Source organism: Paenibacillus sp. yr247 (assembly GCF_900103825.1).
Classification (GTDB): domain Bacteria; phylum Bacillota; class Bacilli; order Paenibacillales; family NBRC-103111; genus Paenibacillus_E.
Window position 1 is genome coordinate 50,175 of record NZ_FNIF01000015.1, and the last position, 12,947, is coordinate 63,121.

Annotated in this window: 11 protein-coding genes; 6 read left to right on the top strand and 5 right to left on the bottom strand. The window is 51.2% G+C overall.

Annotated elements, in window-relative coordinates:
- Positions 1–174 precede the first annotated feature (174 nt).
- Positions 175–1,041 carry a hypothetical protein gene (locus tag BLT91_RS20740; RefSeq protein ID WP_090824442.1) on the top strand — a complete coding sequence of 289 codons (867 nt, stop codon included), beginning with the start codon at positions 175–177 and terminating at the stop codon, positions 1,039–1,041.
- Here the strand turns inward: BLT91_RS20740 and BLT91_RS20745 are convergent.
- The 5 genes from BLT91_RS20745 to BLT91_RS20765 all read right to left on the bottom strand — a co-directional run bounded on the left by BLT91_RS20745 (position 1,038) and on the right by BLT91_RS20765 (position 6,859).
- Positions 1,038–3,302, bottom strand: coding sequence for a hypothetical protein (locus tag BLT91_RS20745; RefSeq protein ID WP_090824444.1), 2,265 nt, complete (start codon positions 3,300–3,302; stop codon positions 1,038–1,040). The genes BLT91_RS20740 and BLT91_RS20745 overlap by 4 nt on opposite strands.
- Positions 3,303–3,319: 17 nt before the next feature.
- Complete coding sequence (locus tag BLT91_RS20750; RefSeq protein WP_090824447.1) at positions 3,320–4,996, bottom strand: hypothetical protein; 1,677 nt, start codon at positions 4,994–4,996, stop codon at positions 3,320–3,322.
- A 72-nt stretch (positions 4,997–5,068) separates the two neighbouring features.
- Positions 5,069–5,503, bottom strand: a complete 435-nt coding sequence (locus BLT91_RS20755; protein ID WP_090824449.1) for a divergent PAP2 family protein — start codon at positions 5,501–5,503, stop codon at positions 5,069–5,071.
- An 18-nt stretch (positions 5,504–5,521) separates the two neighbouring features.
- Positions 5,522–5,875 carry an SMR family transporter gene (locus tag BLT91_RS20760; protein ID WP_090824451.1) on the bottom strand — a complete coding sequence of 118 codons (354 nt, stop codon included), beginning with the start codon at positions 5,873–5,875 and terminating at the stop codon, positions 5,522–5,524.
- A gap of 69 nt (positions 5,876–5,944) precedes the next feature.
- The gene (locus BLT91_RS20765) at positions 5,945–6,859 is read right to left on the bottom strand and encodes a decaprenyl-phosphate phosphoribosyltransferase (RefSeq protein WP_090824453.1); all 915 of its coding nucleotides are present in this window, start codon (positions 6,857–6,859) and stop codon (positions 5,945–5,947) included.
- A gap of 306 nt (positions 6,860–7,165) precedes the next feature.
- Between BLT91_RS20765 and BLT91_RS20770 the strand changes: the two genes are divergently transcribed.
- Genes BLT91_RS20770 through BLT91_RS20790 form a run of 5 tightly spaced genes read left to right on the top strand, consistent with a single transcriptional unit; the run spans position 7,166 to position 12,920 of the window.
- Positions 7,166–7,513: a helix-turn-helix domain-containing protein gene (locus BLT91_RS20770; protein WP_090824455.1), complete on the top strand. Its 348-nt coding sequence runs from the start codon at positions 7,166–7,168 to the stop codon at positions 7,511–7,513.
- 2 nt (positions 7,514–7,515) lie between these two features.
- On the top strand, positions 7,516–9,342 hold the full coding sequence (gene glmS / locus BLT91_RS20775; RefSeq protein WP_090824457.1) for a glutamine--fructose-6-phosphate transaminase (isomerizing): 1,827 nt from the start codon (positions 7,516–7,518) through the stop codon (positions 9,340–9,342).
- 48 nt (positions 9,343–9,390) lie between these two features.
- The gene (locus tag BLT91_RS20780; RefSeq protein WP_090824459.1) at positions 9,391–10,587 is read left to right on the top strand and encodes a HEAT repeat domain-containing protein; all 1,197 of its coding nucleotides are present in this window, start codon (positions 9,391–9,393) and stop codon (positions 10,585–10,587) included.
- A gap of 13 nt (positions 10,588–10,600) precedes the next feature.
- Positions 10,601–12,067 carry a glycosyltransferase family 2 protein gene (locus BLT91_RS20785; RefSeq protein WP_090824461.1) on the top strand — a complete coding sequence of 489 codons (1,467 nt, stop codon included), beginning with the start codon at positions 10,601–10,603 and terminating at the stop codon, positions 12,065–12,067.
- Positions 12,068–12,113: 46 nt separating this feature from the next.
- Positions 12,114–12,920, top strand: coding sequence for a response regulator transcription factor (locus BLT91_RS20790; RefSeq protein ID WP_090824463.1), 807 nt, complete (start codon positions 12,114–12,116; stop codon positions 12,918–12,920).
- Positions 12,921–12,947 lie beyond the last annotated feature (27 nt).

Here is a 12,947-nt window from a genome sequence, read left to right on the forward strand (position 1 = left end):
CTCATTCTAAATGATATATGATACAGAATCTGTGTAAATGACTGTCGTGCTCAAACAAAAACTTTGTCAGCAAATAGAGCAGTTGGGATAATTGAGTTAACTTGAACTTCCGCATTTTGGTATAATTAATGCTCGGACATGTTTTGGATAAGCAGTACAGGGAGGAAATTAGGAATGCTTATAATGATGATGCTTTTATGGTTGTCGGGAGGCTTTACATCTTCATCGACGGACTCCCTGCCGCCCTATAAGCCGAAGGCAACGTGGCTGTGGAATACTTCGCTCATCGGCACGAGTGCAGGACGAACCGACATTTTGCAATTTGCAAAAAATCAGCAGATCGGATGCATCTTCTTGCAGGTTAACCCGGAAGTTGCCCAAAGCACTTACCGGAGCTTCATCAAAGCTGCTGCGGACTACGATATTCAGGTCCACGCGTTGGACGGTGCTCCGAAGTGGGCGCTTCCGGAAAACCGGCAAAAAATAACGGATCTAGTCAATTGGGTGAAGTCCTACAATGCGTCCGTGCTTGATAACGAGCGATTTGGAGGCATTCAAGTGGATATCGAACCTTATCTGCTGCCAGAATGGACCGCTGACCAAAATAAGGTTGCCGTGGATTGGCAGCAATCCCTTTCTTATTTTCATGAGCTGGTGAAAAAGGATTCCACTTTAACGACAGCCGCAGCCGTGCCTTTCTGGCTCGACAACATTCAGCTTCCGGACGGAAGCGGCTCTCTCAGCGAAGCCATTATGGCCAAGCTGGATGAAACAGCCTTGATGTCCTATCGCGATCAAGCGCTAGATGTGGTTACTCTGGCGGCGTCGGAAATTGCCACGGGCAACCGTCTAGGTAAAAAGGTATGGATCAGCGTAGAAACAAAATCGGCACCAGATACCCCGTACATCACATTCTATGGGAAGGGCAAAACAGAAATGGAGAGCCAGCTGGCTCTCATTGACGGCGTGCTGAAAGCACAACCGTCTTTTACGGGTATTGCCGTTCATGATTACACCAGCTGGCGTGCTTTAGGCAACTAAGGTTTTGTGGCGGCACTGGCGGCCGGAGGGGCCCCTTTAGGCGGCTGTTTCGCAAGCTCGCCGAATGCATCCTTCAGGATCGAATAGCTTATCTTAAGACGCTCATGTGATGCCGGCTTGTTCCAGTTATCCCACTTGTAGGTAGCAGGCTCCACCGGGTTCGGATTGCCGGAGAGGTGAGGTTCAACACGGACCGCTTTGCTTTCTTCCATCTTGAACGCACCTGCTTCATAAGGGTAACGCCATACCTTATGCATGCTGGGATCGGTAAATCCGAGCAGCATCCAAGGCACGCGAACCTCAATCACAGAACCGGAAGAGGACCAGTCGGTCAAATTGTTGAACTCGGCGCTCTTCGGGTCTGTTGTACCTAGATGCAGCTGACCAATCTCGACATCCTCGAACGGCACCTTTTTCTTGCTTTGCGGCAGCAACAACGGTTTGCTGACCGGCAGCTTCCATGGCAGGAAGAGGCCATTCTCCGCATGTGACCAGGCTTCCTGCCATGGCATCATTTTGTTAATGAAGCCGTACTGCCAGGTATGGTAATCATATGCGCTTTCCACGTAGATGCCCGAATCTTTCTCCCCGCTCAGCTTCATGACAAACTCCTGCCCTCCGCTGAAGCTCACTCCAGGCGCTTTATCCGCTTTCTTGCTCCCTCCATCCACCGTGTCAAAACCGATATAAAGCGGCTGTTCCCCCGGCTTCCAATCGCCAGTCTTATTTTTCAGCAAAAGGTACATGTAAGCTTCATCATGCGAAACCGTCAGGCTGTACCCCGGATATTCCCGGCTTACGGTGTTTTTACGACGGTCCCAGTCATCCGATTTCCCGTCAAGCACAATCGTATCCTCAGGGGATTTGCCAGGTTCAACCGCAAGTAAGCCAAAATGCTCCTCGTTCGTCAGCATGTTACGCCACATCGGACGACGGGCGGCGGGTGAATCCAACTCCATGGTATTCCAAGTGATTTTGAACCATTCATCCTGCCAGGAGAACAGCAGTGCTCCGTCAAAGTTCTCGTTGTATATGCTTCGATACAAATCGGAGTCGATCTGACCCTGTTCCTTTTCCGTATGCATGCCTTGATTGCGGTTTAAAGGACCGTAGTGGGCCATACCGCGCGAGCTCGGCACGCCATACTCTGCTACGATCAGCGGAATGCCTTTGTGATGCTCCCGCAAATCGTGCAGATACCCGGAGTATGGATTGATTTTTCCTTCGCTGTCTATGTAAGTTTGATACTTGTCCTCAAATCGAAGCAGATCTGGATAATAGGGATAAATGTGATACGAAGCGAAGTACCCTGCCTTCCAGCCCTCTAGTGGACTAACATGCATCGGATCTACCGAGACCAAGTCCTCGTTTTCCGCAGGTTCGTTCGAGTGGGTCAGCGGGTCTGTGGTCACCCAGTTGGTGAACGAAACCGGATGCTGCCAGCCGAATTTCATATCCTCCTGTGCCAAGGCGTCCATCATTTGGGTCAGCCAGCTTTCAAACGGGGAAGCGCCCGAAACCGCTTGAAAATAGGTGCCTTGGAAAGGCTTCAAACCGGGATGCGCATCGTTGGTCGCTTTCACGGAATAAGGGTCCCACTCTGTACCGATCACCCAACCCAGAACGTAAGGCGATACGTCCGCATCGAATTTCCCCGAAGCATGACCGGGATCAGTCTTCCTTTTCAATTGTCCGTGGATGACTTGGACGGCATCCCGGATTTCTTTCTCGAACAGGTCGATCGTACCTTGCTGCAGCGCATCCATTCCCTGACCGTCCGCACCGACGAGCTGCTCATCAGGCGCCCAGATGCCTTGCAGGATATAGAGCGGGTCCTTTCTGCCGGCATTAAATTCCGCCAGCGCTTCATAGAAATAGGGCGGCAAAATTGTATAAATTCGGACGACATCTGCATGCATATCCTTGATTTGTCCGAACCAACGCAGATAATCCTCCTTGGTTGGACTGAGCTCTCCGGGCGCATGCCCCGGAGTCGTAGCCCCCAGGTTCACACCAGACCAAAACTGCGGCTTCCAAGACGTCCCGTCGTAAACCTCCAGATGCCCATCCTTGGCGGCGGAGGTTTGTTTCACGCCTCCAACTTCGAACACCGGCAGGGCTGAGGCTGGAATATTCTTGCTACCCATAGTAAATAGGTTTCGAGCCAATCCACCCCAGTACAACAGCACGGTGCAAAGCACCAGCAAGGCAAGAATGACCACTCCGAACAGGATTCTTCTATTAACCGAAATGACTTGCATAATACCCTCCTTGATCTTTACTGCGCATTAGCCTGCATGTCCTGATTATCTATGCAGAGGGTGGTACCTGATTTAATCAGTGTCACTTTCTCGCTGCTGCAGGAAAGTGGCGTTTCCTCCTTAAATTCGATGCCGTACGCTTTGAGCCGTTCCCGATTGGACCAGCTGTACGTAAATTCAGCTTTCACTGGCTGTGACACTGATTTCAACTGCGCCAACTGGCCTCGAAGCTCCTCGCTCATGGCCCATTGCTTGGTCGTGAATGAGCCGCTGACCAACAGCGTATTCGTGGCAAGCACGAAAGCCAGCGCGATGCCGACGCCGTTCAAGAGCCGGTACTCTTTCAAGCAGAGGGCAAGAAAAACGCAAATTAACGGCACGGCCCAGAGCTGAGGCACATAACGCGCCCACCAAGCTGCCGGGTTAATGAAGGAGGATCCTGCCAACACCGCAATGACCCCGATTGCGGCCAAGGTGATACCGGGACACCTTCGGAAGGAAAGCACCAGTACAATTAGGGCAAGAACCAGCGCACCACTGAACAGAGGCCCGAATCCGGCCACCGCCACATCCGTTTCGGCAAATGCCGGAAGTTCTTTGGCGCTAATGATAAACGGCCATTGGAACTGCGTCGGTTTCTTATCCGTGCTGTTGCCCATGGGTTCGGCGAAATAAGAGGCTGCGACCTGCTCGAAGCGGTTCATCCGTTCCAGATTACGCGGTGTAAAGTTCTTCACAACATCGATAGCATTTTCCCCGGCAAGCGGATAAAAAGGATGCCCGTCATGGAGCGTATTGGTTACGTATGGATTGTATCCGACAATAAGCACGCCGATCATTCCTCCAAGAGCTGCAAGGCGAAACAATTGCTTCAATCTAGTAAACTGCTCACTCATGTAAAGAACAATAAGCAAACCTATGGTCAGCACACCCGCATAACCAATCGCTGTGAATTTGATATTCATCATCATGATCATCGTTAGTGTATACATCGAAAGCAGAAGCCACCCTGAACGGGTATAAACCAAACACCCGAGGGCAATCAGACAAAGCAGCAGCGAACCCAGCAGTCCATCGACATAAAAAGTGAACGACTGGTAAATGCTGACTGGGTTAAGCGCGAGCAGCAACGCCACCACCCAAGCAGTGACCCGGTTCTTAGGCCTCAAGGTAAGCAGCGCTGCCAAGCTAATCAGGAAGGAAGCCGCCATCACCAACAAGTTGATAACTTTGCTTTGCTCGAGTAAACCCGTTGCCTTATAGATGGAAGCCGCTGCTATTTCGGCCGCCTTCGCGTAATGGTTAATCCACATGCTATTTCCCGTCGGCTGAGAGATTTCCTTATCGTAGATGGGATTCCATCCTTCAGCCAAATGAATGATCGCCTCTTGGTGATAAGCCTGCCCGTCATAGGACAAATCGTAGAAGTACCCGCATAAAATAAAGCCGCAAATAAACAGCAAAGCGCTCAGTCCCACAGAAATGGCGAAAACCTTCACTTGCAGCTGCTCCACCAGCTTCTTCGACGCGATCCAAGAGAGCAAGACGGCCAATGCCGCTGCGAGCCAAAAATCTGCCTTTAACATCGGCACCCCGGCAAGAAACAACAGCGACGGTACCATAAAGGCGGCGACGATGAGCGTCAGGAGCGTGATTCCGGTGACCAAACTAATAGATACCATTCGGTTTTTCATAGAGCAACTCCCCATATCCGATAAATTCTGTATAGGAGACGCAGATAATCACGTCTCTAAAACAAACCTGATTTAACCAAGCAGCTGTGAAGCGGTCCAGCCGAGCAGCGTACCGACTGCAAGTCCGCCAAACACCTCCAATCGGGTATGCCCCTGCCTTTCTCTCAGCCCTGCCTCATTAGTAGCGGCGATTTCGATCATCAACGCATTAATCCGTTTGGCGTTCTCCCCGACGGCACGTCGGATGCCCATCGCATCAATCATGACGATGTAGGTCACGGCGACGGCCAGACCGAACAGCGGAGTCCCCCAACCCTGATCGAAGCCGATCAGCATCGAGACCGAGGATACAATTGACGTATGTGTGCTCGGAAAACCGCCATTGCCAATCAGCTTCCGTGCCTCACTGCCGTGGCGCGCTCTGTTCACCACATACTTGAGCGTCCCTGACACGAGCCAGGCGATAAAAGGCAGAGCCGGATACAACAAGCCTGCACCTATTTGCACATTCACTCCCCCTTTCCCTTATGCTCGCGCAATGAGCAGCACGCCGAAAGAGATGAAGGCGGCGCCGAACCATTTTTGCATCGATAAAGATTCCTGGAACAAATAAAATCCGAGCAGCATGACGAGAATATAGCCCATGCTGACCATTGGATATGCGGTGCTGAGCGGGAATTTCTTGAGAGCAAACAACCAGAACACCGAACTTAAACCATAGCACGCCAGCCCTGCCGCAATGGGCCACGAAGCTGCCATATTGGACCAGGACAGCAATCCGGCACCCGCCGGTTTAGGTAAACTGACGCCCCACTTCATTAGTACCTGCCCCGCAGCGCCAAGCAGTACGGAAACGATTAGCCATAAATAATGGATCACGCAGGTTCTCCCTCCTTAAAGCTTTCCGGAGGAAAGCTATCTTCGTAAGCATAAGCTGGTCTATCTTCTTTATTTATCTAAAAACAGTAGAATACAGACGACGGAACACCCGTACAACACTACCGTCATCAAAATATGCTTATCCTCAAGCAGCAGCTTTTCCGGGCGGCCGCCCTTTCCTTCCATATGAATCAGATACAAGTATCGGAACACGCCGTACAGCACGAAGATCAGCGTCCACATCAGTTGGATCGTGTGCCCCGAGGTAAAGGTGAACAGCGCATAGCTCATAATCGTCGCCGTCGTCACAATCCCCGACATTTGGTTCAGCATCTCCATCGAATACGACTCCAGCACTTTGCGGTGCGAACCCGAGCCACTCTGCATCAGGGCCAGCTCGTGCCTACGTTTGCCGATCGCTAGGAACAAGGCCAGCAGCATCGTACAAAACAGGAACCATGGCGTTAGCGGCACACCAATTACAAGACCTCCGCCCACCGCGCGAAGCACAAATCCAGAGGCCACGATGAGCAGGTCGATAATAACGACATGCTTCAGCCGTAAGGAATACAGCACATTCAAGCAAAAATAAGTGGATAGCACAAAACCGAAAGCAAACTGGAAGCGGAACGCCAGCACCAGGCAGGACGTCAGCAGAACGAAGCCGAAAAGCAGCGCCGTCTGCGGATGAATCGCGCCGGAGGCAAGCGGCCGGTTCTTTTTATCCGGATGCATCCGATCTCTTTCACGGTCTACGTAATCGTTCAGCACATACACGGAGCTGGAGACGAGACAGAACAAGACAAAGCCGACCAAGGCTTGACCAAGCATGTTCATATCCGCTTGTTGAATGGAAAAGATCAAGGCAGCAAATACGAGCAAATTTTTCGTCCACTGCCGGGGCCGCATCAAGGCTAAATAGCGGATAGGAACCGAACGGCTTCCCCAGCCTTCCAGCTTGAGGTGCGCTTTGGTTTGGGACATGACCAAACCTCCTTATTCATGATTTAGGAGCGCTTAAAGTCTGGAAATTACAAGACTCCACCGCTTCTCGATCCATTATAACGAACGTTATATTCTTAATAAAGAACTACATTCGGTTGAATTTTGGCGCATAAGGGCGTAAATTCACGTATTTTGTTCTTTAAAACGAAATAATCCGACTTACCCGATTTTTATTTTGGCGTTTTTTGCGTTATACTTCAATTATCCGTTCGTTATAATGAACAATCTGTCGAACGGCACAACTAGGCTCTACGCGAGAAAATGACAACAAAGGACCGATGGATCATGTTGGGAAAGCGAGTGAGGAAGCTTCGCATGGAACGGGGGTTATCACTCTCAGAGCTGGCGGAGGCCGCTGGTGTTGCCAAGTCTTACTTGAGCACCATCGAACGGGACATTCATTCGAATCCGTCCGTCCACGTGTTGGACAAAATTGCGGTCGCGCTGAATGTTTCTCTGAATCAGCTGGTTCAACCGGATACGTCGGAACTGAAGCCGGATCCCTCGGTGGTACAGGAGTGGTATAACCTGTTCCAAGATGCGCTCAGCTGCGGCATCAGCCTGAAAGAATTGAAAAGCATCATTGAATTTAGAAAATGGCAAGTCGGCCAAAGTGAAAATGAGGAGGAGTAAGTATGTGCGGAATTGTCGGCTATATCGGCAAACGAGATTCACAGAACATTTTATTGGAAGGCTTGAAAAAACTGGAGTACCGCGGATACGATTCCGCTGGGGTGGCAATTCACACAAACGCAGGGCTTGAACTCCGCAAATCGAAAGGCAGGATTAGTGAACTGGAAACTCGACTAGAGGCGCAGCCGCTTGCGGGGTTCGCCGGCATCGGTCATACCCGTTGGGCAACCCACGGGAAGCCTTCGGATGCCAATTCCCATCCACATGCGGATAATGACATGAAAATCTCGGTTGTACATAACGGTATTATAGAGAATCACTTGCAGTTAAAGGAAGAGCTTGAACAGCTCGGTTACCAGTTCTTATCCGAAACCGACACCGAAGTTATCTCTCATCTGATTTCTCATCATTATGAAGGAAATATAACCGACGCCGTTCGGATGGCAGTCAGCCAGGTGCGGGGCGCCTACGCCATCGCGGTGCTGTCCGAGCACGAACCGGACAAGCTGGTAGCGGTCCGCTCAGCAAGCCCGCTCATTATCGGGGTCGGTGAAGGTGAAAATTTCATCGGTTCTGATATTCCTGCCATTTTGGAACACACGCGCGATGTCTATATTTTGAATGATGGCGAGATGGCTGTGCTGACCAAAGACGGGGTTGAATTAATGACGCTCGAAGGTAATTTCATCGCCAGGGAGATGTTCCGGATCGATTGGGATCTCATGACGGCGGAGAAGAACGGGTACGACACCTTCATGCTCAAAGAAATTCACGAACAGCCGCGTGCTTACCTAGATACGATGCGCGGAAGGATCGACGAGGGGAAAAGCATCCTTCTTACCGGCGTCGGTCTCTCTGCAGTGGAAATCCGCGGACTGACGCAGATTCATATGGTCGCCTGCGGAACGGCTTACCATGCGGCTCTCATCGGTAAAACCGTCATCGAACGCCTGACCCGCATTCCGGTCGAAGTCGATCTTGCTTCCGAGTACCGATACCGGATGCCTGTGATCCATAAAAACACACTCGTCATCGTCGTCAGCCAATCGGGAGAAACCGCTGATACCCTAGCCGCCCTGCGCGAAGCCAAACAATGGGGCGCACACGTCATGGCCATCACGAATGTGATTGGCAGCTCAGTGGCCCGCGAAGCAGACGATGTCCTGTTCACGCAGGCAGGCCCCGAGATCGCGGTCGCTTCAACCAAAGCTTATAGTTCACAGCTGATAGCCTTCTATTTACTCGGTATGTTCATGGCCCAGTCTTTGGAGACTTTGGACCAAAAGGCTCTTAGTGAGCTGATTGCTAATTTGGAACGGTTGCCATCTCAACTGGAAGACATGCTGAAAGACTTGGATCAGATCCAACTCCTCGCCGAGCTGATTTCCAATCAGAATCACTTGTTCTTTATCGGCCGCGGACTTGACTACAGCTTGGCGATGGAAGCATCACTTAAACTGAAGGAAATCTCCTATATTCATTCTGAGGCCTATGCCGCTGGCGAACTGAAGCACGGTTCTTTAGCGCTGATAGAAGAAGGTACCCCTGTCATTGCACTCGCAACTCAGGAGCTGCTGATGGACAAGACTGTAAGCAATATCAAGGAAGTCAAAGCAAGAGGTGCTTACGTGATCGCGCTGGCTATGGAAGGCAATACAGAACTGGAAAAGACCGCAGACCAAGTAATCTACGTGCCGCGTACCATTTCTCTGTTTACGCCCGCCCTTGCTGTTGCTCCGCTGCAGCTGCTTGCTTACTACACAGCTTCAATTCGGGGTAATGACGTTGACAAACCGCGAAACTTGGCCAAAAGCGTAACCGTCGAGTAGCCAAACAAGCACAGATAGAGAGTAAGTAAGGTTAGGAGGAGAAACCGAATGTGGATGGAGCCTTTGGACCAGGCCGCCTCTGTGTTGAGCGCTTTGAGCTTAACGATCGCCAGCGGTTTTACCGCGCTATTCCTATTGCGAGCTCGACACGGGGCCATCGAAAAACAAACGAAGCAAAGCCTGGAGAAGCATCAAGATTACTTTACCTACCTCAGTACTAACATTGACAGTGCAGATGCGCTGCTCCCGCCGCCTGGCCTTTTGAACCCCATAGAGCTAAAAGCGATTCAATCGAAGCTGCTAGAGTGGATCGAAACAATCGGCGGAGAGTATCGAGGCAAGCTAACAGCCCTCTGCCGGGATTTGGGACTTGTGGAGCTGGAAACTCAGCGGCTTCGCAGCCGTAGACACGGGGTTCGCTTGGAAGCTGCCTATCATCTGGGGATTATGCGGGCAGCCGAATGTACAAGTGACCTGCTGAAGCTTCTGGAACGAGAAGGCAGCGAATCGACCGCGTTCGTCATCGGACGCGCCGCTGCCAAGTGTGCTGAAACGCGCGAGGATTTACACCGCTTGATTCAGCTGCTTACTGAATATCATCCCGAGGCTCATCAGCTTATTGCTGATACCATCGCTTCTTCTTCTTTGGATCCAGCTCCGCTCTTTGCCGAGCTGCTCCACGAAGAAAATAATGAAGCTCTGCTCACAGTGGCTTTGATCAGCCTTTCCGGACGAAACGAACCGGAAGTTTATAGCCTACTTGACCGTTTAATCTTGTCCGATCATAAAGAAATCCGAATCAAAGCAGCAAAAATTTTACTGCAGTACACCCACCTGCTGCCGCTTGAGCGGATCGGCGAGCTAATTCGCCATCCGGATTGGGAAATCCGCTCGGTTGCGGTCAAAGCCGTCGGTGAGCAGCAGCTGGACTTTTATCTTGAAGCTCTGACCAAATGTATGGCAGATGAGGAATGGTGGGTTCGCTATTACAGTGCCAAAGGCTTATCGCAGCTCGGATTTGCCGGTTTTGAGGCGCTATGCGAGGCAGCATGCAGTTCCGATAACAACGCTTCCCGCGAGTCCGCCTGGGAGGCTGTGCAAGAGGAGCTGGACCGAGCTGAGATATCTGCTTCGCAGGGATTGCAGCAAATTCCTCACTACAATGGACTGAATGTCATTTTCCGGCGCATATTGGGTGAACCCGGCACAGATCGGCATACCAATAAGACCCGGATCAGCTTGTAGAAAGGGGAACCGGATGAGAGCATTTTTACTGAACTACGGAATCGTTGCCACTTATCTGATTATCGGATCAAGTCTACTGTATCTATTCATTCTGGCAGTATCCCATCAAAGGATGCTGTCCATTGTCAAAAGCACTATGAACTCGCGCTTCCGGGAATTAGCGGGCTCTGAATATGTTCCGCCCGTTTCGATTCTGGTCCCCTCCTATAATGAGGAGTTGACCATCATTGAAAGTGTGCATTCCTTAATGACGCTTGAATTTCCGGGATATGAAGTCGTCGTCATCAATGACGGATCGGCCGATCGGACGCTTCAAGTGCTGCTGGAAACATTTGACCTGAAGCCGTGCCGTCTGAGCGGATTCCGTCCTTTGGTGAAGTCAAAAGCAATCCGTAACGTATATAAAAACCCCCTCTATCCCCGACTGGTCGTTATCGATAAGGCGAATGGCGGTAAAGCGGATGCTTTGAATGCCGGAATCAACGCGGCCAAATATCCACTGGTTGCCACAATCGATGCCGACAGCCTTCTGGAAAAGGACGCTTTAATCCGTTTGGTCAACGTCTATATGGAAAATCCCGAACAGCATATTGCCATAGGAGGCAATGTACGCATCGCGAACGGAAGTTCCATCGAAGACGGCCGCGTGCTGTCGGTCCGGTTATCGAAGAAATGGCTTCCCGCCATGCAATATGTCGAGTATGTGAAAGCCTTCCTCGGCGGCCGCATCGGTTGGAGCGCCATGAACGGACTCCTTATCGTGTCCGGGGCTTTCGGCCTGTTCCGTAAGGATTACTTGGTCAAGGTGGGAGGCTACGAAGAAGAATGTCCTGGTGAGGACATGAACATTGTAATGAAGCTCCACAAATATATGCTTGACCGCAATTTGCCCTATCGGATCGTGTTTTGCCCGGATGCTGTCTGCTGGACGCAGGCGCCCGATACGCTTCAAGTTCTCGGCGCCCAGCGCCGCCGCTGGATTCGCGGCAGTTTGTGGAATGTAAGCCGGTTTCGCGCGATGCTGTTCATTCCGAAGTATAAAGTGATCGGCTGGCTGGCCCTTCCCTACACCATTTTATACGAAATTTTAAGTCCTTTTGTCCGGCTTTCCGGTTTGGCGACATTGGTCGGATATGTTCTGTTGGATATGACACAGCTGCCGATTCTGCTAATCTTCCTACTGGTCAATCTGCTCATTGGCATGGTCTTTACGTGCGGGTCACTGTTGATTGAAGCAATTGCTTTCCGTCGCCCCACTCGTACGTACGACCTACTGCGCATTATCGGCTTATCGGTAGTGATGACGGTCGGCTACGATCAGATCAATGCACTCTGGAAGCTGCTTGGGCAGTGGGATTACCTCCGCCGCAACAATGCTTGGGGCAACATGGTGCGCCGCAGCTGGCAGGACGAAGCGGCGAATCCAGGTAAATCCCCTTCCTCGCATACGAAGAGTACCAAAGCAGCACAGGCCATCTAAAAGACGGCCACAACCCTATATGAAATAGAAATGGAGTGAAAGAACCATGAACACTGCCTTATTAAAAAAGTCCGGCTTGTCTAATCGTCTGTACGTCCATATGAACAATGCGCTTCAAGCAACCGTCCCTTGGACGGAATGCGGTGTGATTATGGCAGCAACCCAAGGCATTAGCTCGATACTGCTTCAAGATTTGGAGACGCGTCTCAGCATGGAGGGCGAAAGTCTGGTCGTTGCGGCTGCCTATGAAGTTGAGGAAAAGTCCGTGATCATCCTGCTTCCGGGGCAATCACTGGCTTTCACCCATTTCATAGCCCTATCGGCCAAAGCGTTCCTCCAGGATGCAGGACTGCTGGACGGCGGTATGGCGGTGGCCAGTTTCCCCAAGAGCGCAACCGCTTCGGAAGAAGCATTAATCGACTTCGTCTCTTTCTTTAACGAAAGCGACCCAGCAGAAATTGCCGTTTATCGCGGACATCCTCAATCCTCGGAAGCACCGAGGGTCGTCATGATCGATCCGAATGCCGATTTACTTGATTTCCTAAACGTCCGTCTCGGCCTGCAAGGCTATGACGTCAGTCCGGCGCAGGACGGCATGGAAGGGCTCCGGCTCGTAGAATCGGTCCAGCCAAAACTTGTCATTACAGAGCTGGCACTGCCTGCTCTCGACGGTTACCAACTGATTCAACGTATCCGGAAATCCCAGAGTCGAGCATGTAAAATCGTTGTGCTGACCGACCTTACGGTCGAGCAGGACATTTGCAAATGCTTTGAGCTTGGAGCAGCAGATGTGATCAAGAAGCCGTTTTCTCCCATGGAGCTTGAAGCACGTCTTAGGAGGCTGCTTGCTTAACCTACCTTGAGAATTAAAGGAGTTCGT